Source organism: Castellaniella sp. GW247-6E4, from assembly GCF_040276065.1.
Lineage (GTDB): Bacteria > Pseudomonadota > Gammaproteobacteria > Burkholderiales > Burkholderiaceae_B > Castellaniella.
In genome coordinates this window covers 49,083-68,808 of the sequence record NZ_JBELOI010000005.1, presented here as the reverse complement: position 1 = coordinate 68,808, position 19,726 = coordinate 49,083, and the positions used below count along the sequence as shown (strand labels likewise).

17 protein-coding genes and 1 tRNA gene are annotated in these 19,726 nt (G+C 64.2%); 7 read left to right on the top strand and 11 right to left on the bottom strand.

The window, feature by feature from the left end; all coding sequences use genetic code 11:
- Positions 1-10 precede the first annotated feature (10 nt).
- Together tdh and ABS761_RS07775 are read right to left on the bottom strand one after the other, a co-directional pair.
- Positions 11-1,036: an L-threonine 3-dehydrogenase gene (gene tdh / locus ABS761_RS07780; RefSeq protein WP_350407557.1), complete on the bottom strand. Its 1,026-nt coding sequence runs from the start codon at positions 1,034-1,036 to the stop codon at positions 11-13.
- Between the two features lie 17 nt (positions 1,037-1,053).
- Positions 1,054-2,262 (bottom strand): glycine C-acetyltransferase, encoded by a 1,209-nt coding sequence (locus tag ABS761_RS07775; RefSeq protein WP_350407556.1) that lies wholly within the window; start codon positions 2,260-2,262, stop codon positions 1,054-1,056.
- Between the two features lie 359 nt (positions 2,263-2,621).
- Here ABS761_RS07775 and ABS761_RS07770 point away from each other — a divergent pair, with 359 nt between their 5' ends.
- On the top strand, positions 2,622-5,204 hold the full coding sequence (locus ABS761_RS07770) for an EAL domain-containing protein (RefSeq protein ID WP_350407555.1): 2,583 nt from the start codon (positions 2,622-2,624) through the stop codon (positions 5,202-5,204).
- A 42-nt stretch (positions 5,205-5,246) separates the two neighbouring features.
- Here the strand turns inward: ABS761_RS07770 and ABS761_RS07765 are convergent, their stop codons facing one another.
- From ABS761_RS07765 to ABS761_RS07755, 3 genes are all read right to left on the bottom strand, one after another.
- Positions 5,247-6,980, bottom strand: a complete 1,734-nt coding sequence (locus ABS761_RS07765; protein ID WP_350407553.1) for a TRAP transporter large permease — start codon at positions 6,978-6,980, stop codon at positions 5,247-5,249.
- Positions 6,981-6,984: 4 nt separating this feature from the next.
- Positions 6,985-7,617 (bottom strand): TRAP transporter small permease subunit, encoded by a 633-nt coding sequence (locus ABS761_RS07760; protein WP_350407552.1) that lies wholly within the window; start codon positions 7,615-7,617, stop codon positions 6,985-6,987.
- 115 nt (positions 7,618-7,732) lie between these two features.
- Positions 7,733-8,821, bottom strand: coding sequence for a TRAP transporter substrate-binding protein (locus tag ABS761_RS07755; protein ID WP_350407551.1), 1,089 nt, complete (start codon positions 8,819-8,821; stop codon positions 7,733-7,735).
- 280 nt (positions 8,822-9,101) lie between these two features.
- Here ABS761_RS07755 and hpaR point away from each other — a divergent pair, with 280 nt between their 5' ends.
- The 3 genes from hpaR to ABS761_RS07740 all read left to right on the top strand — a co-directional run bounded on the left by hpaR (position 9,102) and on the right by ABS761_RS07740 (position 12,100).
- On the top strand, positions 9,102-9,563 hold the full coding sequence (hpaR, locus tag ABS761_RS07750; RefSeq protein ID WP_350407550.1) for a homoprotocatechuate degradation operon regulator HpaR: 462 nt from the start codon (positions 9,102-9,104) through the stop codon (positions 9,561-9,563).
- Positions 9,564-9,639: 76 nt separating this feature from the next.
- Positions 9,640-10,824, top strand: coding sequence for an MFS transporter (locus ABS761_RS07745; RefSeq protein WP_350407549.1), 1,185 nt, complete (start codon positions 9,640-9,642; stop codon positions 10,822-10,824).
- A 31-nt stretch (positions 10,825-10,855) separates the two neighbouring features.
- Positions 10,856-12,100, top strand: coding sequence for an MFS transporter (locus ABS761_RS07740; protein ID WP_350407548.1), 1,245 nt, complete (start codon positions 10,856-10,858; stop codon positions 12,098-12,100).
- Positions 12,101-12,166: 66 nt separating this feature from the next.
- Here the strand turns inward: ABS761_RS07740 and ABS761_RS07735 are convergent, their stop codons facing one another.
- The 5 genes from ABS761_RS07735 to hemA form a co-directional block, all read right to left on the bottom strand.
- Positions 12,167-13,378 (bottom strand): HD-GYP domain-containing protein, encoded by a 1,212-nt coding sequence (locus ABS761_RS07735; protein WP_350407546.1) that lies wholly within the window; start codon positions 13,376-13,378, stop codon positions 12,167-12,169.
- Positions 13,379-13,493: 115 nt separating this feature from the next.
- Entirely contained in the window at positions 13,494-13,835 is a 342-nt protein-coding gene (gene grxD / locus ABS761_RS07730; protein ID WP_350407545.1) for a Grx4 family monothiol glutaredoxin, read from the bottom strand.
- Positions 13,836-13,861: 26 nt separating this feature from the next.
- A complete protein-coding gene (gene prmC / locus ABS761_RS07725; protein ID WP_350407543.1) occupies positions 13,862-14,671 on the bottom strand; it encodes a peptide chain release factor N(5)-glutamine methyltransferase in 810 nt (269 codons plus the stop codon).
- Between the two features lie 84 nt (positions 14,672-14,755).
- Positions 14,756-15,835 carry a peptide chain release factor 1 gene (gene prfA / locus ABS761_RS07720; protein ID WP_350407542.1) on the bottom strand — a complete coding sequence of 360 codons (1,080 nt, stop codon included), beginning with the start codon at positions 15,833-15,835 and terminating at the stop codon, positions 14,756-14,758.
- 85 nt (positions 15,836-15,920) lie between these two features.
- Positions 15,921-17,198 carry a glutamyl-tRNA reductase gene (gene hemA / locus ABS761_RS07715; RefSeq protein ID WP_350407541.1) on the bottom strand — a complete coding sequence of 426 codons (1,278 nt, stop codon included), beginning with the start codon at positions 17,196-17,198 and terminating at the stop codon, positions 15,921-15,923.
- A gap of 120 nt (positions 17,199-17,318) precedes the next feature.
- On the opposite strand from hemA, the gene ABS761_RS07710 reads away from it, so the two are divergent.
- Positions 17,319-17,394: transfer RNA gene (locus ABS761_RS07710), tRNA-Phe, on the top strand.
- A gap of 150 nt (positions 17,395-17,544) precedes the next feature.
- Here ABS761_RS07710 and ABS761_RS07705 read toward each other — a convergent pair.
- Complete coding sequence (locus tag ABS761_RS07705) at positions 17,545-18,306, bottom strand: SDR family NAD(P)-dependent oxidoreductase (RefSeq protein ID WP_350407540.1); 762 nt, start codon at positions 18,304-18,306, stop codon at positions 17,545-17,547.
- Positions 18,307-18,434: 128 nt separating this feature from the next.
- Here ABS761_RS07705 and ABS761_RS07700 point away from each other — a divergent pair, with 128 nt between their 5' ends.
- Both ABS761_RS07700 and ABS761_RS07695 read left to right on the top strand, forming a co-directional pair.
- Positions 18,435-19,043, top strand: coding sequence for a TetR/AcrR family transcriptional regulator (locus ABS761_RS07700; protein ID WP_350407538.1), 609 nt, complete (start codon positions 18,435-18,437; stop codon positions 19,041-19,043).
- Positions 19,044-19,297: 254 nt separating this feature from the next.
- The gene (locus ABS761_RS07695; RefSeq protein WP_350407537.1) at positions 19,298-19,660 is read left to right on the top strand and encodes a COG4315 family predicted lipoprotein; all 363 of its coding nucleotides are present in this window, start codon (positions 19,298-19,300) and stop codon (positions 19,658-19,660) included.
- Positions 19,661-19,726 lie beyond the last annotated feature (66 nt).

The window sequence follows — 19,726 nt, the reverse complement described above, 5'->3', positions numbered from 1 at the left end:
CCCGCCGGGATCAGTTCCAATCCAGGATGACCTTGCCACTATGGCCTGACAGCATCACGTCGAAACCTTGGCGATACTCGGATACCGGATAGCGATGGGTCAGGATGGGCGACAGGTCCAGTCCGCTTTGCAGCATGGCGACCATCTTGTACCAGGTCTCGAACATCTGACGCCCATAGATCCCCTTGATCTCCAGGCCCTTGAAGATCACCTGGCCCCAGTCCACGCCGACTCCGTCGGGCAGGATGCCCAGCATGGCGATCTTGCCCCCGTGATTCATTTCCGCGAGCATCGACGAGAACGCGCTGGCGACACCGGACATTTCCAGGCCGACGTCAAAGCCCTCGGTCATGCCCAATTCGCGCATCACCACCGCCAGTTCCTCGCGCGCCACGTTCACCGTGCGGGTCGCGCCCATGCGCGCGGCCAGATCCAGCCGGTAGTCGTTGACGTCGGTGATCACGACGTTGCGCGCGCCCACATGGCGCGCGATGGCCGCCGCCATCGCACCGATCGGCCCAGCACCGGTGATCAAGACATCCTCGCCCACCAGATCGAAGGCCAGCGCCGTGTGCGTGGCGTTACCGTACGGGTCGAAGATCGCCGCCAGATCGTCGGACACATCGTCCGGAATACGGAAGGCGTTGAAGGCCGGGATCGCCAGGTAGTCGGCAAAGGCGCCGGGACGGTTCACGCCCACGCCGGACGTATTGCGGCACAGGTGACGACGCCCCGCGCGGCAGTTGCGGCAATGGCCGCAAGTGATGTGGCCCTCGCCCGAGACCCGGTCGCCGATTTGGAAGCCCCGGACCTCCTGGCCGATCTCGACCACCTCGCCCACGTATTCGTGGCCGACATGCATGGGCACGGGTACCGTTCGGGCCGCCCAATCGTCCCATTTCCAGATATGGATGTCCGTGCCGCAAATGGCGGTTTTGCGGATGCGGATGAGGAGGTCGTTGTGACCGATCTTGGGACGGTCGACTTCGATGAGTTCCAGCCCTGGGGCCGGATGCAGCTTCGCCAATGCACGCATGATGGTGTCCCGTCCGTTCAGTTGCGTGGAATCACGCCCAGCGCGCGGCCCACTCGGGCGAAGGCTTCGACCGCCTCATCGATCTGCGCGAGCGTGTGCGCCGCGCTCATTTGCGCGCGGATGCGCGCCTGTCCCTTGGGGACGACGGGATAGGAAAATCCGACGACATAGACGCCCTCGCCGAGCAGCGCGTCGGCCATGCGCGACGCCAAGGCAGCATCGCCAAGCATCACCGGGATGATGGGATGGTCGCCCGGCACAAGATCGAAGCCCAGCGCCTGCATCGACTGGCGGAAATGCCGCCCGTTGACGTGCACGCGCTCGCGCAGCGCGGTGCCTTCGGCACTGCGCAGCACCTCGATCACGCGCAGAGACGCCGAGACGATGGCAGGCGCCAGCGAATTCGAGAACAGATACGGCCGCGAGCGCTGGCGCAGCAGTTCGACCACCGCCTCGTCGGCCGCCACATAGCCGCCCGAGGCCCCGCCCAACGCCTTGCCCAAAGTACCCGTCAGGATGTGGACACGCCCCCCGACGCCGCAATGCTCGGGCGTGCCACGCCCGCCCTCGCCCATGAACCCCACGGCATGCGAATCGTCGACCATGACCAAGGCATCGAACTCGTCGGCCAGGTCGCAGATCGACGGCAGGTCGGCGATCACCCCATCCATCGAAAACACGCCATCCGTGGCGATCATCACATGCCGCGCCCCGGCAGCGCGGGCCGCCTCGAGTTGTGCCCGCAGATCGGTCATGTCGTTGTTCGCATAGCGGTAGCGCCGCGCCTTGCACAGGCGCACCCCGTCGATAATGCTGGCATGATTCAAGGCGTCGCTGACGACCGCGTCGCGCTCATCGAGCAGGGCCTCGAACAGGCCGCCATTGGCGTCGAAACAGCTCGAATACAAGATCGCATCGCCCATGCCCAACCACGAAGCCAGCGCCGCCTCCAGCACCTTGTGGCCTGACTGCGTGCCACAGATGAAACGCACCGAAGCCATGCCGAAACCGTCGGTGGCGAGGCCCTCGCGCGCGGCCTCGACAAGGCGCGCGTCATTGGCCAGACCCAGGTAATTGTTGGCGCAAAAATTCAGGACCTGGGCGCCGTCGGCCAGCCGGATGCCGGCGGCCTGTTGGCTGGCGATGACGCGTTCGGTCTTATAGAACCCATCCGTGCGCAACTGCCCGATCCGGGCGCGCGCCTCATCCAGGAAACGCTGTGACATGGTTAACCTTTGTGAGGTTGTGAGATCTGGAGGCATTATTTTATCCTCCCTGCCACAGCGCCCGCGCAAATGCCCGAACAGGTGGCATTTCGACCCACACAACATTTGTTTTAAGCTTACGCTATTGATCTATGGTAAGCCTTGCCGAGCATTGCCCCGCCGCAGCCGCTTGGCCGCCCCCCCGGCGACGCACTTTCGAGCCCTTGTAGGCACCCGCGACAGGCTGATAATATTGTCAACAATTTTTGTCTGGCAACACAGGTCGGCAAGCTCCGATGAATCACGCCGGGTCAGGCAGATGGCCCGCAGGATTCGACCGCACCGACCAAAAACAGGCCCTTCCACGTCCGACTGAGCCCATGCGGATCATCATCCGAATCCTTCGAAGCGCCCTCCTGCTGTCCCTGGCCGCAGTATCGATCAGTTTGCCAGCCACCGGACATGCAGTGGCGCTACGTGTGGGTATCTATGACCAGCCACCCGACATCTACATCACGCCCGAAGGCCGACCTGGCGGAATCCTGGGCGAGATGCTCGGCAAAATCGCGGAACGCGAGGGCTGGACCCTCACGCTCGAGGCGTGCGACTGGGCCGCCTGCATGCATCAGCTCGAGAGCGGCGAGATCGATCTGCTGCCCGATGTGTTCTACACCGCCGAGCGCGCCCGGACGATCGACTTCCACCACATCCCGGCACTGCATAGCTGGTCCCAGATCTACGCCGCGAAGGGCAACGCGCTGCACACCATCCAGGATCTCCACGGCAAGCGCCTCGCCGTGCTGGCCGGATCGGCCCAGTACGACTATCTCAGCGGGCTGCTGCCGACCCTGGGCATCGGCGCGCAACTACAGACCGTCAACCAATTGACCCAGGGCTTCCAACTCGTCCAGGCGGGGCAGGCCGACGGAGTGGTTGCGGACTATTTCTTCGGCGAACTCACATACCCGAAATACCAGTTGGTCCCCACCCCCATCATCTTCCAGCCCACCAAGGCCTTCTTCGCGGCACCCAAGGGTCGCAACACCGCGGTGCTCGCACGCATCGACCAGTACCTCAGCGCCTGGCAGGCCAACCCGGAATCGGTCTACTTCCAGATCCTGTCGCAGTGGCGAAACCCCCGTCCCCAGTCGCCGGTGCCATGGTATTCAGAGTGGTTCGTCGTCGCTCTGGCCCTGATGCTGGTGTTCGCCCTTATCCTCGCCGTACATCTCAAGCGCCGGGAGCGCAGCCAACGACGGCGCCTGATCATCAGCGAGCGCCGCCTGAACACCATCCTCGACACCGTCGACGCGATGATCTACATCAAAGACCGCGAGCGGCGCTACCTCTATGCCAACCGCAAGGTCTGCGAGTTCTTCGGCCTGTCGGTCAGTGACCTCGTCATGCGCCGCGATCGCGAACTGCTCGACGACGCCAGCACCGCGGACACGATCGAACAATCGGACCAGCAGGTCCTGCACCTGGAGCAACGCGTCGCCCTGCAAGAGCGCCTGACCTCCGCAACCACCGGCAAGCAGCACACGTTCCTATCGATCAAGGTGCCTTTGCGCAACGCCGAAGGGTCCGTCGAGGCGGTCTGCGCGATCCTGACCGACACCACGGACCGCGTGCAGGCCGAGGAGCAGGTGCACCGCCTGGCCTTCTATGACACGCTTACCGACCTGCCCAATCGGCGGATGCTGATCAGCCGCCTGGAACAGGCGCTCGAGAGCGCCAGCAGCGGTCAGGTGTTCGGTGCCCTGTTGATTCTGGACCTCGACAATTTCAAGAAGATCAACGACACCCGGGGCCACGTGGTCGGCGACCGCATCCTGCAGGAGGTCGCCCGGCGGCTGGTGGCCCGCACGCGCGAACGCGACACCGTCTCGCGGGTCAGCGGCGACGAATTCATGGTCCTGCTCACGCTGCTTGGCACCGGCATCGAGGAAAGCGCGCGCAACGCCATGTCGGTGGCGGAAAAGCTGCGACTCGCGCTGCTCGATGATCCACTGGTGGTCGATGGCAAGCCCAGCGTGCTCAGCGCGAGTATTGGATTGACCCTGCTGCAGGCCCGCAGCACGTCGATCGACGACGTGATGCGCGAGGCCGACATGGCCATGCATCGTGCCAAGGAACGCGGCGGCAATTGTGTCGTCTTTTACGAACAGGACATCCAATCCGAGGTCGAACAGCGCCTGTGGCTGGAGCACGACCTGACCCTGGCCCTGAACACGCCACAGCTCTGCATGCACTTGCAGCCCCAGTATGCGCAGGGCGGCCGGGTCACTGGGGCAGAGCTGCTGACGCGCTGGAACCATCCGACACGGGGTGCGGTTTCCCCTGCCCTGTTCATCCCCCTGGCCGAGGAAACCGGCCTGATCAACCACCTGAGCGACTGGACGCTGGAGGTGGCCTGCCAGGTCCTGCTGGATCTGCAGGCACTGGACGAGACCTACCCCATCTCGCTGAACATCAGCCCAAAGCGCCTCATGGACCCGAATTTCGTCCAGTACGTGCGCGACATCCTGGAACGCACCGGGGCGCCGGGCAATCGCCTGATTTTCGAAATCACCGAAGGCGTCCTGATCCGCGACGCCCACGCCACCATGCAACGCCTGGACGAGATCACCCGGTTGGGCATCCGCTTTTCCGTCGACGACTTCGGCACGGGCTACTCGAATCTGGCCAGCCTCAAGCGCGTGCCCCTCTACGAACTCAAGATCGACAAGAGCCTCGTTCAGGACATCCCGAACGACCCCGACAGCATGGCCATCGCGCAACTGATCCTGGCCATGGCCGAACAGCTCGGACTGCAGGTGGTGGCCGAGGGCGTCGAAACCCAGCCCCAGGCCGACTTCCTGTTCCAGCACGATTGCGATGCGCTGCAAGGCTATCTGATGGCGCGACCCATGCCGATCGACGCCTGGCTGGACTGTGTGCGCAAGCGCCGCGCACCGTCATGAAGCCCCGGGGCGGGGCGGCCGCTCCGCCGCGCCCCAGTCCAGCTACTTGAACATGTTGTTCAATTCCTGATCCGACGGGGTGCCGCCCGCATCCGAACCAACGTCCGGACCATAGGCCCCCGCCGCCGATCCATCGCCGTAGCTGCCGGTGCCATAGCCCGAGAAGGTCCCCACGTCGATCTCGATGTTCTCGATGTCGACCTTGGGCCGGTCGGCCTTGTAGTGCGTGACCATGCTGGGATACAGCAGGACCATCGCGACCATGAAGAGCTGGATCACGATGAAGGGAATGGATCCCCAGTAGATCTGGCCGGTCGTCACCTTGGCGATGGGTTGGCCGGTGACCTTGTCGATGTAATCCTCCTTTGGCGCCACGGAACGCAGATAGAACAGCGCAAAGCCGAAGGGTGGATGCATGAAGGACGTCTGCATATTGACCGCCAACAGCACGCCGAACCAGATCAGGTCGATGCCCATCTTCTCGGCGACCGGCCCGAGCAGCGGCACGATGATGAAGGCCAGCTCGAAAAAATCCAGGAAGAACGCCAGCGCAAAGGTCAGAATACTGACCACGATCAGGAACCCCATCTCGCCGCCCGGCAGGCCGATCAGCAGGTGCTCGACCCACAGATCGCCGTTGACGCCGCGGAAGGTCAGGCTGAACACCGACGAGCCGATCAGGATGAACACCACGAAACAAGTCAGGGTCGTCGTCGTGTCCATGGCCTGGCGCAGCAGCGACCAGTTCAGGCGGCGCTTGATGAGCGCCATGATCAGCGCGCCGACCGCGCCCATGGCGCCGCCCTCGGTGGGCGTGGCCACACCGATGAAGATCGTGCCCAGAACCAGAAAGATCAGCGCCAGCGGCGGAATCAGCACAAAAGTGACCCGTTCCGCGATCTTGGAGAGCAGTCCCAGGCGCAGGACCTTGTTGACCAGCGCGAGTACGAAAGCCGTGACGCCCCAGACCAGGATGCTGGTGACGATCAGTTCATCAACGTGCACATTGTCCGGCAGCAGGACCTCGACGCCCGCCACCGCCACCGCCACCGACAGCGCCATCAACACCAGCAGCGAGGGAATGCCGTGGCCGCCGTTGGGCTCGACAAAGGTGCGCGCCTCGGGCGGGATCGCCGGCGCGGCCTTGGGCTTCAAGAAGGACACCGCCACGACATACAGGATATACAGGCCGGTGAGCGCAAAGCCAGGCAGGAAGGCGCCCTTGTACATGTCGCCGATCGAGCGGCCGAGCTGGTCGGCGAGCACGATCAACACCAGCGAGGGCGGGATGATCTGCGACAAGGTGCCCGAGGCCGCGATGACCCCGGAGGCCAGCCTTCGGTCGTAGCCGTAGCGCAGCATGATGGGCAGCGAGATCAGGCCCATCGAAATCACCGAGGCCGAGACCACGCCGGTCGTGGCCGCCAGCATGGCACCCACTAGAATCACCGCGATCGCCAGCCCGCCGCGCAGGGGGCCGAACAACTGACCGATGGTCTCGAGCAAGTCCTCGGCCATGCCGGAGCGCTCGAGGATCAGGCCCATGAAGGTGAAGAACGGCACGGCGAGCAGAGACTCATTAGACATGACGCCGAACACACGCTGCGGCAAGGCCTGGAACAGCGCCGGCGACAGCAAGCCCATCTCGATGCCGATCAGGCCGTAGAGAATACCGTTGGCTGCGAGGGCAAAGGCCACCGGAAAGCCCAACAGCAACAGGAACACCAGGGTGCCGAACATGATCGGCGCAATATATGCAAGAAAGATGGCTTCCATGTCGTCAGTGCTCCGTCCCATGATGCGAGCTGGCTGCACGTTGCTCGACCTCGCGTTGTGCGGCCTCGCGGGCGATTTCCTCGGCGAGCAGTTCCTCGGCCGACTTGCCGGTGTGGGTGTTCGTGGGATCGGGGCACGCGCCGCGCAGATAGCCGACGCATTTGATCAGATGCGAGACGCCCGCGGCGATCAGCAGTGCAAAACCGACGGGAATCAGCAGCTTGGCAGGCCAGCGGATCAGGCCGCCGGCATTGGACGACTGCTCGTTGTTGACGAAGGCGTCCATGAACACCGGCCAGGACAGCCACATGATGATGAAGCAGGCCGGAAACAGGAAGAACAGCACACCGAAGATTTCGATCTTGATCTGGGTGCGGCGCGAAAGGCGCTGGGCCAGCACGTCCACGCGGACGTGCTCGTTCTTGAGCAGGGTATAGCCGGCAGCCAGCAGAAACACCGCGCCGAATAAATACCACTGGAGTTCGAGCCAGGCATTGGAGCTGACGTTGAAGAGCTTGCGCACGGTCGCGTTGGTGGCGCTGACGAGCACGGCAAGCAGAATCAACCAGGTCACGGCCCGGCCCACGCGGCGATTGACGGCGTCAATCACCCGCGAAAGGGCAAGTAGAGCTTTCATGGTTTAAATCTTTGAAAGATAACGGCAAGACACGCGCAAGCCCCCGATGTCGGGGGCCGGCGCGTGTCACGCATCACCGGAGCCCGGCATCAGGGTCCGGGGCGGCGGGGACGGCTTACTTCGCAGCCGCGGCCATGTACTGGTCGAAGCTGCCCTCGGCCACGCGGAACCATGGAATTTCGTGGTCACGGAAGCCCATGTAGTGGTCATGAATCTTTTTGAAGCCGGCATCCTTGGCCGAGAGCTCGGCATAGGTGTCCTGGGCCGCTTTGTAGCACGCGTCCATGACGGGCTTGGGGAAGGCGCGCAGCTTGGCACCCTCGCCAATCAGGCGCTTGAGGGCCTTGGGGTTCTCGGCATCGTAGGTGGCGATCATGACGTTGGTCGCCAGGGCGGAGGCCTGGTCGATCACGGCCTGGTAGTGCTTGGGCAGGGCCTCGTACTTGTCCTTGTTGACGTACAGGGAAACCTGCAGCGTGCCTTCCCACCAGCCGGGGAAATAGTAGAACGGGGCCACACGGTGGAAACCGAGTTTTTCGTCGTCGTAGGGACCGATCCACTCGGCCGCGTCGATCGTGCCTTTTTCCAGCGAGGGGTAGATGTCGCCGCCGGCAATCTGCTGGGGCACCACGCCGAGCCTGGTCAGCACGGCGCCGGCAAACGCGGCGGTGCGGAACTTGAGGCCCTGCAAATCCTCGACGGTCTTGATTTCCTTGCGAAACCAGCCGCCCATCTGGGTGCCGGTGTAGCCGCAGGGGAAATTCACGACATTGAACTTGGCGAACATCTCGCGCAGGATCTCTAGGCCACCCGCATGGCGCACCCAGGCGTTGTACTGGCGGGTGTTCAGGCCAAAGGGAACGGCGCCGTCAAAGCACAGCGCGGGATCCTTGCCAAAATAGTAGTAGGACGCGGTATGGCCGCATTCCACCGTGCCGTTCTGAACGCCGTCCAGCACTGCCAGCGCGGGGAGGATCTCGCCGCCGGGAAAGGCGCGAATCTGGAACTTGCCGCCGGTGGCCTCCGAGACGTACTTGGCCACGTGCTCGCCGCCCGAGTAGATGGCGTCGGCACTGCGGGGGAAGCTGGAAGCGAGGCGCCATTGGAGGGCAGGCGCATCCTGGGCGAAGACGGGAGCGGCCAGGGTGGCGCCACCGGCAGCCGCACCGAGTGCGGCCTTCTTGAGGAAGGAACGACGTTGCATGAGAGAGAGCCCCTGTTCTGGTTTGTAAACCTGAGTAGTTTGTTTCCGTTTTGTAAACGGGTGAGAGCGCGTGAATAGTGCAGGACATTGGCTGATTCGGGCAATCAGTATTAACGCTAGGAAACCCATCCGCAAAAACCCTGATATCCCAATGGAAAACCCACGATTAGCGGGCCTGGACTTGATATTTATTATGATGTTCGCAATCTGACTGGCGCGATGGCAAGCCGGCGAAGAAAACCCAGTAAAGTACCACCATGATCCGAGCAGGAGCCCGTTGATGAAGACACCGATTGCGCATCGCAACCTCCCCCACCTGCTGCTCAGGGGCCGCGAGGCGCTGCTTTGCCATTTCCGCCGGATCCTGAATCATTTCAACCTGACCGAGCAGCAATGGCGCATCATCCGCAACCTGAATCAGCATGGCGACATGGAGCCCAATCAGTTGTGCGACCTGTGCATGATCCTGAGCCCCAGCATGACGGGGATACTGGCGCGGATGAAGGCCATGGACCTGATCAGCCGGCGCAAGGTCGCGCGCGACCAGCGGCGCGTCATCATCAGCCTGACGCCGCGCAGCCAGGAAATCTGCGCCCGCATCGCACCGCTGATCGACGAGCAGTACCGCCTGATCGAGGAGGCCATCGGCCGCGAACTGATGGACCAGAGCTACCTCCAGATCGACCGTCTGTTGAACGCCCCACTGGACCAGATCCGATCGGTCGAGCTGCCCGGGGGCTAGTATCGAGCCATCGTGAAAGCCGCGACCGCGAGCCGGATATGCAAGAATAGAGGCCTTCCAACCCAAGCCGCCTCCCGTGCAGGAACCCAAACCCTCGTTCAGTCTGCGCAAGATCGCGTTGGCCGCCTTCGGCCCCTCGCTCCTGTTTGGCGTGGGCGAAGGCGCGATGTACCCTGTGCTGGCGCTCAGCGCCCGGGACCTGGGAGCCTCGGCGGCGTGGGCCGGCTTCATCGTGGCCCTGGTGGGCATCGGCTCGTTGCTGGCCAACCTGCCGGCTGCCGCGCTGGCCGCCCGGTTCGGAGAGCGCAGTGCCATGGTGGGTGCATCCGTCTTCAGCCTGCTGGGGCTGGCCTTCTGCCTGCTCGCCCACGAGCCCTGGCTGTTCGGGATCGGCGTCTTGATGATCGGCATGGCCAGCGCCGTCTTCATGCTCGCCCGCCAAACCTACCTGGTCGAGGCCGTGCCCCTGACGATGCGCGCGCGCGCCATGTCGACATTAGGCGGCGCCATGCGCATCGGCTTGTTCTTTGGGCCGTTCATCGCCGCGGCCTTCATTCACGCCCTCGGCCTGGACGGCGCCTACTGGGCGGCGGCCCTGGCCATCCTCGGCGCGGGCCTGCTGTCCCTGGCGATTCCCGACCTGCCGGGCGACCGCAAGCAACGCGCGTCGTCGCGGCACGTCGCCATGAGCGGAATGATGCGACGCCACGCGCGCGTGCTCATCACACTGGGCCTGGCCTCCGCTCTGGTATCGGCCTTGCGGGCCTGCCGCCAAATCGTCATCCCCCTGTGGGCCGATCACATCGGCCTGGACGCCACCACAACCGCCCTCATCTACGGTTTCATGGGCGGCGTGGACATGCTGCTGTTCTATCCCGCCGGCAAGGTCATGGACGTCAGAGGCCGGCTTTGGGTCGCGCTGCCCTCCATGCTGATCATGAGCACCTCGCTGATGCTGATTCCCCTCACCCACGGTTTTGCGACCCTGATGGCGGTCAGCATGATCCTGGGGCTGGGCAACGGGATCGGCTCGGGCATCATCATGACCATCGGTGCCGACGCCTCGCCAAACGAAGGGCGCACACAGTTCCTGGGCATCTGGCGCGTCATCAGCGATTTGGGCGGCGGCGGCGGACCCCTGCTGCTCTCGGCCATCACCGCCGCGCTGTCGCTGGCCGCCGGCATCCTGGCCATCGGCGGCTTGGGCTACGTGGCGGCCTATATGTTCTGGCGCTGGCTGCCGCGCCGGGTCACCGCATGATCCCTGCGCGAGCGCATGCCCGTTGAAGACCATGATGCCTCCCCCCACCAGCGCCCCACGCACCATCCGCTCCGCCCTCTGCCTGGTGCTGGCCGGAATCTGCGCCGCCCTGCACATCTGGAAGCTGCCGCCCGCCCTGCCGGCCCTGCAGGCCGAGCTTGGACTGGATCTGGTGGAATCCGGATTCCTGCTGTCCATCGTACAGATGGGAGGCATGACGCTGGGCCTGCTCATCGGACTGGTCGCTGAACGCATCGGCCTGCGCCGCTGCGTGATGACCGGCCTGGCAATCCTCGCGGCGGCCTCGGCGGCGGGCACTCTTTTCGACACCACCGCCATGATGCTGCTGTTCCGGGGCATCGAGGGTTGCGGATTCCTGATGGTCGCCATGCCGGTACCCTCGCTGATCCGGCGCCTGGTGCCGCCGAGCAGCCTCAGCCGCGTCATGGGCCTGTGGAGCTGCTATATGCCCGCCGGCACTGTCATCATCCTGATCGCGGGCGCCTGGTTCTTGACCCTGGGTGACTGGCGCATGCTGTGGATCCTGCTGGGGGCACTGACTTTCGTCATGCTGCTGGTGACCGGGGCCCTGGTCCCGGCCGATCCGGCCGCTCCAGCCGCTCCAGCCGCCTCGGCCGCGGGCACCCGCGCCAGCGAGGACGCTTCGGGTCGCCCACCGGCGATGCGCATGGTCCGCCAGACCCTGAGTTCACGGGACGTTTGGATGGTCGCCCTGACGTTCGGGGTCTATGCGGCACAGTGGATCGCGGTCATCGGGTTCCTGCCGACGATCTACGCGGCCGGCGGCGTCGCCGGCACGACGGCGGGACTCCTGACCGCCCTGGTGGCGGGCGCCAACATCATCGGCAACCTGCTGGCCGGACGCCTCCTGCACGGTGGCGTGCCCGCGCGCAGGCTGATCATCATCGGCTTCTCGACCATGATCGCGTGCGCCTTTGCCGCGTTTGGCGCCGGCCTGCCCGCCGCCGCGCAGTTTGCCGCGATTCTGGTGTTCTCAGCCGTCGGCGGCCTGATCCCGGCCACCCTGTTCGTACTGGCCATCGCCCTCGCACCGACCCCGCACACGACCACCACCACCGTGGGCTGGATGCAGCAATGCTCATCGCTCGGGCAGTTTACGGGCCCGCCCGTGGTGGCCTGGGTCGTCAATATCGCCGGAGGGTGGCAGTGGACCTGGCTCGCGACCGGCACTTACGCCATCGCCGGCATCGCTCTGGCGCTCGCCATCAGCCGGCGCGCGGACACTCGCGGCTAGCGTCGCGCCGACACCGCGCCGGCCGCGCCGCACGTCCATCGTCGCGCGCGCACAACTCGCCGACGCTCAGTCGATGAAGCTCGGCAGGCTGAGCCCGGATTGCGCCCAGTCGACCGGCTTGACCGCCGGCACGATCCGACAGCCGCAGTCCGGATCGGCGAGATCAATCCGGCGTCCGGCCGTGTACTGGCACAGGCGATTGGAATAAAAAACCTTGACCACCGGCGCATCGGGCACATCGCGGTTTTGTGCGACCACGACCGCCAACTCGCCCGAGGTGAGGCTGAGGATGGACCCGACCGGATACCGGCCCAAGGCACGGGTGAAGGCAGCGAGGATCTCGGCGTCGAAGTGGCCCTCCCACTCGGCCATCTTGCCAAGGGAGAACGCTGGATCCCAGCCCTTCTTGTACGGACGGTTCGACGTGATCGCATCATAGACATCGCAAATCGCCCCCATGCGCGCCAGCAGGCTGATCTGCCCGCCCGCCAGGCCGTCCGGATACCCGCGCCCGTCCATGCGCTCGTGGTGATGCAGGCAGACATCCACGATCTCAGGCGGGATCTCGGGCTCCTCACGGCGCAATATGGCCGCGCCCTCGGCGGGGTGTCGTTTGACGATCTCGAACTCTTCGTCGGTGAGGCGTCCCGCCTTGTTGAGGATCTTTTCCGGAATTCCCACCTTGCCGATGTCGTGCAGCAGGCCGGCCATGCCGGCCAGGCGCACCTGCTCCGCGGGCAGCCCGAGTTCGCGGGCCAAGGAGGTCATCAAGGCCGCCACCGCGACCGAATGCATATACGTATACTGATCGGCGCGCTTGATCCGCGCGAGGCTGAGCAAGGCATCCGGGTGCTCGTCGATGGAGTCGGCCACGTCCCGCGCGAGGCGTTCGATCTGCTTGACGTCCAGGCGCCGCCCGAGCTGCGCATCGCTGAACATCTGCGCCACCAGGTCCCCCGACGCGTCGCGCACCCCCTGCGCCCGTTCACTGGCCTTGCGGGCAGGGTCGTCCACAACGGGCACGAGGGTCTGCGCGCGCGTGCCGGAGCGGTCCGAGGTCGAACCGGCAGCCACCTGTGCGGCGACCGTCTCGACATCCAGCCCCCGATCCGTATCGATCCAGACCCACTCGAGCTTCGAACCTTGCAAGCGCGACAAGTGGCTGTCCTGCTCGATCAGGAAGCGCGACCGCCAAAACGAGTGATCCAGCCACGAGCCGCACAGCTCATGGATGTACATGCCGATCCGCAGCTGTGAAACAGAAATCCGCTTGAGCATGGCAGAGGGACGAGGAATCAGATCGGCAGGTCGGATAATCCATCCACGCCGCGCCCGCAATGGCACAGCGCACGGACGCCGGGCGCAATGCCGGCGTCCTGATGAAGCCGACGGCTCACTCGGTGGCCCCAGCCTCTTTGACGATCTCGGCGAGCTCGCCCTTTTCATACATCTCGGACATGATGTCCGTGCCGCCCACGAACTCGCCCTTGACGTAGAGCTGGGGAATCGTGGGCCAGTTGGCGTAATCCTTGATCCCCTGACGGACCTCGGCGTCCTCAAGGACATTGACCGTCACGAGCTTGGTGACGCCCACCGCCTTGAGGACCTGGATCGCGCGCGCCGAGAAGCCGCATTGCGGGAACTGCGCCGTGCCCTTCATGAACAGGACGACCGGATTACCCGTGACCGTCTCGCGGATGAATGCCTGGACTTCGGATTGGACTTCTTCGCTCATGATGATCTACCAGAAAAGAGTAATGATTAAAACGGCAGGCGACCGTGAGTCACCCGTTCAATGCCTGCCAGATCCCTGAGACTGGCAATGTCTGCAAAACCGCGATGCCGCATCAAGTCACGCACCGCGCCGGCCTGATCCCATCCGTGTTCGACGCACACCACGCCCGAAGGCATCAGGTGCGACGGCGCCCCGTCGACGATTGCGCGTAACGCCGATAGGCCATCGGCCCCATCGGTCAGCGCCATCGTCGGCTCGAAGCGCAAATCGCCCAGCCCCAGATGCGAGTCCAGCGCATGGATGTACGGCGGGTTGGACACGATGAGATCATATTGTGCCGACCCCAATCGACTATCGTACCAATTCCCGTGGAAAAACTGTAGCGATGCCCCTAAAGTCCGTGCGTTGTCGGCCGCGACCTCAAGGGCTGCCGCGCTGAGGTCCGTCGCCGTCACCTGCGCATCCGGGCGTGCCAGGGCGATCGAGACCGCCACGGCACCGCTCCCGGTCCCCAGATCGAGCACGCGCGGATTCTCGCGCCCCGCCAGGGCCCGCAGACCCGCCTCGACCAACAGCTCGGTATCGGGCCGGGGGATCAGGACCTCGGGCGTCACCCGGAAGTCGCGCCCGAGGAATTCGCGCCGCCCCAGAATATAGGCCATCGGCTCGCCCGCGACGCGGCGTGCCTCGAGGACCTCGTACGCCACCACCCGCTCGGGCGCTAACGGTTCGTCGTCATGGGCGACCAGCCAACTGTGCGGAACCCCCAACACCTGTCGCCACAGCATGTGGGCCTCGAGCCGGGGCAGCGGGCTGGCGGCGACGCGGGTGCGCAAGGTAACGGGCTGCGCCGCGGCGCACGCCTCTCGGTTAGCCGGTTCGGCCCCCAAAGCAATCTCCTTATGCCACGCCGCCGAGCCCTAGTCCAGGGCGAGGGCGGCGAGTTGCTCGGCCTGGTGTTCGGTCAGCAGGGCGCCGACGAGTTCAGCAAGGTCGCCTTCCATGATCTGGCCAAGCTTGTACAGCGTCAGATTGATGCGATGATCCGTCACCCGCCCTTGGGGATAGTTGTAGGTGCGGATGCGCTCCGAGCGGTCTCCCGAGCCGACAAGGGTCTTGCGCTGCGCGGCCTCGCGCGCATGCGCCTCCTGCTGCTGCCGGTCCTTTAGACGGGCGGCCAGCACCTGCATGGCTTTGTCCTTGTTCCGGTGCTGCGAACGGTCGTCCTGGCATTCCACCACCAGCCCGGTGGGCACGTGAGTGATGCGCACCGCCGAATCCGTCTTGTTGATGTGCTGGCCGCCGGCGCCGCTCGCGCGAAAGGTGTCGATGCGCAGGTCGTTGGGGTTGATCTGGATGTCGACCAGCGTATCGGCCTCGGGCATCACCGCCACGGTGCAGGCCGAGGTATGCACGCGGCCTTGCGCCTCAGTCTCGGGCACGCGCTGCACCCGGTGGGCGCCCGACTCGAACTTCAGGCGGCCATAGACGCCGGCGCCCTCGACATGGACGATGACCTCCTTGTAGCCGCCCAGTTCGGCGCCGCTCTCGGACATGAACTCCACCCGCCAGCCCTGGTGCTCGGCATAGCGCATATACATCCGCAGCAGATCGCCCGCGAACAGTGCGCTTTCGTCGCCGCCGGTGCCGGCGCGGATTTCCAGGAACACGCTGCGATCGTCATCGGGATCGCGCGGCAACAGCAAGATCTGCAACTCGCCCTCCAACTCGTCCAGACGCGCCTCGGCCGACGCCAGCTCCTCCTCGGCCATATCCCTCATCTCGGGATCGGATACGAGTTCGCGAGCACCCGCGCGATCGGCCTCGGCCCGCTGCCAGGCCTTGAAGGTCTCGACCACCGGCTCGAGCTCGGCACGTTCACGCGTGAGCTTGCGAAAACGGTCCAGATCGTCGGCACCGTCGGGTTCGGCCAACAGCGCATCGATCTCGATCAGACGATGGGCCAATTGCTCCAATCGGCTGCGCATCGAGGGTTTCATGGCGGGATCATCCAGGGTGTATGGCGGGTTCGGAATCCAGGGGGAGCAAGGCAAGCCCTCCCCGACGAGGACGCGCAGAGCGTCGCTACCGGCGACGGGTGCCGGACTCGGGTGTCAGCCGCGGCAGCAGCGCCAGCAATTGCTGGCGCTCGGCACCCTCGCTGCGATTGAGAGCCGTCAGCGGCCCATGCATGAACTTCTGGGTCAGGCCATGGGCGAGTTGATCCAACACCGCCTGCGGATCCTCGCCGCGCGCGAGCAAACGCCGCGCGCGATCCAGCTCTGCCAGGCGCAACGCATCGGCGCTGCGCTGGAAATCGATGATCGCCGGAACGATCTCGCGCTGGCTCATCCAGTGCATGAAGTTCTGGACACGCGTCTCGATGATGGCCTCGGCCTGCACCACCGCCGCGCGGCGCGCATCGGCACCGCTCTGGACCATGCGGCCCAGGTCGTCCACGGTATATAGATAGACGTCGGCCAGGCGCCCGGCCTCGGCCTCGATGTCACGCGGCACCGCCAGGTCAACCATCACCATGGGGCGATGACGCCGCGCACGCGCAGCCCGTTCCACCATCCCCAACCCGAGGATGGGCAGGGAGCTCGCCGTACAGGAGGCGATCACGTCGTACTCGGCCAAGTGCTTGGGCAGCTCTGATAGTTTCAGCGTACGGGCGTCGAAGCGGCCCGCAAGGATTTCGGCGCGCTCGACCGTGCGATTGGCCACGGCCATCCGGCGCGGCCGCGCCGCGCCGAAGTGCGTCGCACAGAGCTCGATCATTTCGCCCGCGCCGATGAACAGCACGCTGGCCTGCGACAGGTCGCCCAGAACGCGTTCGGCCAGGCGCACGGCAGCCGCGGCCATGGACACGGAATGGGCGCCGATGGCGGTCTGCGAGCGGACCTCTTTGGCGACTGAGAAAGTCCGCTGGAACAGTTGATGCAGCAAGGTGCCCAGCGTGCCGGCCTCCTCGGCGGCGCGCACGGCGGATTTCATCTGGCCGAGGATCTGGGGCTCGCCCAGCACCATCGAATCCAGGCCGCTCGCGACCCGGAAGGCGTGGCGCACCGCATCGTTGCGCTGGTACTGATAGACGTGCGGGATCAGGATGCCCGCCTCGAGACGGTTGAATTCCGCCAACCAGGCGGGCAGACGCGCGCCGACCCCGGGGTCGGCGGCGCAATAGACCTCGGTGCGATTACAGGTCGACAAAATAGCCGCCTCGCGCACCGCGCTGCCAAAGGCCGAGCGCAGCCCCGCCAGGGCGGGCTTTAGCACGTCGAGCGGAAACGACACGCGCTCCCGCACCGAGACCGGCGCGGAAACGTGGTTCAACCCGAAGGTGAGGACGTCGACCGACATGCCTAGAAACATCTACACAAGAAAGACAACCCGCATTATAAACGCCTGGCGACTTCCAGGAGCCATCCAGAGGGGATCTCCCTGCAGCACGTCGTTTTTTCGTGTATGATTTTGCGTCTTGGCCCGGTAGCTCAGTCGGTAGAGCAGAGGATTGAAAATCCTTGTGTCGGTGGTTCGATTCCGCCCCGGGCCACCAGAGAATCATCAGTAGAATCAAAGGATTGTCAGGTGTCTGACAGGCCTTTCTTGTCCTATGCCCTGCTGCTGTCAACCAAGTGTCAACCGCGCTAGCGGGTTCAGGGCTCTAGGCTCTACCCCATTAACAATGGGATGGGCACCCGTCAGATCAGATGGCGACGCCGCCTGACACACTGAGCACCTCGCCAGTGATATAGCTGGCGGATGGGCCGGCGAGGAAGCAGACCGTTTCAGCAACCTCTTCCAGGGTGGCAAAGCGCCGGATCGGATGCAGATTCAGCAGGGCGTCCCGCTGCAACGAATCACCGGCGACCGCGGCAGCCATGTCCGTGGGCATGACGCTGGGCTGGACGACGTTCACCGTGATGTTGCGTGGTCCGAGATCGCGTGCAATACCCCTGGCGTATCCGACCAGCGCCGCCTTGCTCCCAGCGTAGTCCGCCACTCCTGGGAAGGGCACATGAGTGCCGAGCCGGGAGCCAATGAAAATGATGCGTCCGCCGTTGGCCAATCTGCCCGCCGCCGCACGGGTGTTGGCGATCGTACCCATGACGTTGACTTGCCACTGCCGGTTGTAACTTTCTTCGTCGAGGGCGGGGTCGTCGACTAAATGGCCCTGGACCGCAATGCCTGCGTTGTTCACGATAACGTCGAGCTTACCAAACGTCGAGACCACTCTGTCGATAAGCGGCTTGGCAGCGCTCAAATCGGCTTGGTCGCTCTGTATAGCTATTGCACGAACGCCCTTGTCCTCCAGCTGTCCCACGACGGCATTCGCTTTTTCGGTCGCAGCCACATAGCTTAAGGCCACATTTGCGCCGCGGTCTGCAAACGCATGCGCCATCGCAGCGCCCAGGCCCCGCGAGCCGCCAGTGATCAGTACGGCCTTGCCGGCGAGTTCTTTGTGCATGATGATCCCTCTGGGTGGAATGGACTGATAAGTCCAGGGTTAAAATAGAATAACGATCGTTACGATAACGTTCGTTATGATATGGCGTCAAGCACTTCGGTCACGATCGCTATCTTTGAAGAACAGGGATGAACAACATGGGACGCCATCGCCAATTCGATGTAGATGAAACGCTGGACACCGCCCTATGCATCTTTTGGCGCAAGGGGTACGAAGGCACCTCCTACACGGACCTCACCCAGGCCACCGGCGTGGAACGGCCCGCGCTCTATTCCGCGTTCGGTAATAAGGAGGCACTCTTTCGCAAAGCACTGCGGCGCTATTACGAGCATTACCAGGACTTCATCCCAGAGGCGCTGAAACTACCGACGGCACGTGAGGTTGCTGCGCACCTACTCTACCGCTCAGTTGAACTCAACACCCGTAACCCCGACCATACGGGATGTTTCATCATCAACGGCGCCATTGCAGGATCGGACGATGCGGAGCCCGTGCGACAAGCTCTGATAGAAATTCGCGAGGTCGGGCTAGCGCAGCTTCGCGAACGCTTTGAGCAAGCCAAAGCCCAGGGCGACTTGCCAAGTAATGCCAAAGCCGATGCGCTGGCAGCATTCTTGCTCGCTGTCCTTCACGGCATGGCGGTGCAGGCGAAAGCCGGCTTCAGCCGCGGGATGCTGGAAGCCGTGGCCGAACAAGCACTTTCCTGCTGGCCTGCAGGCAGCTCAGCATCTTTGTAGACATTTGAAGCATCCGCCAGTCTCAAGGCCCGTCTTCAACTCCTCAAGCCAAAGAAGGATCTCGCGTCCGCGTGCGGTGCGGGTTGACGCTCATTCCGCATGACGGCCAACTAAAAGGAATAAATCGACCACGCCAACCGTTTATTCATGATGGAGGGTTCGGCGCCATCGGCCATGAACACCCTTCTGTGCATCCCACTACCGCAACGGACCTGCCGCAGCAGTGGATTTGGACCCAAACCGAGGAGCACCTCATGTTTCGTACCCTGATGTTATTGGCGCTCGGCGTCGCCATGTCACCGCCTGCGCTAGCCGAACCTCCACTGATCTCGAACGACAGGATTGTTGATGAGCATAATATGACACTGTATGTTTTCGACAAAGACACGACGGCTGGCGAAAGCAAGTGCGCTGGCGGTTGCGCCACCAACTGGCCGCCCGCGGTGGCCGACTCATACGACAAGGAGAACAGCCACTGGACCATCATCAAGCGCGGCGACGGCGTCCTTCAGTGGGCCTACAAAGGTCACCCGCTGTACCGCTGGCACCTGGACAAGAAGCCGGGCGACACCATGGGCGATGGGATCAACGCCGTTTGGCACGTGGCCAAGCCGTGACAAGCGGGCGCCAGGCCTTTGGAACATCAAGGCCTGGCGTGAACCGCCTTGCCGATCCGAGACCCC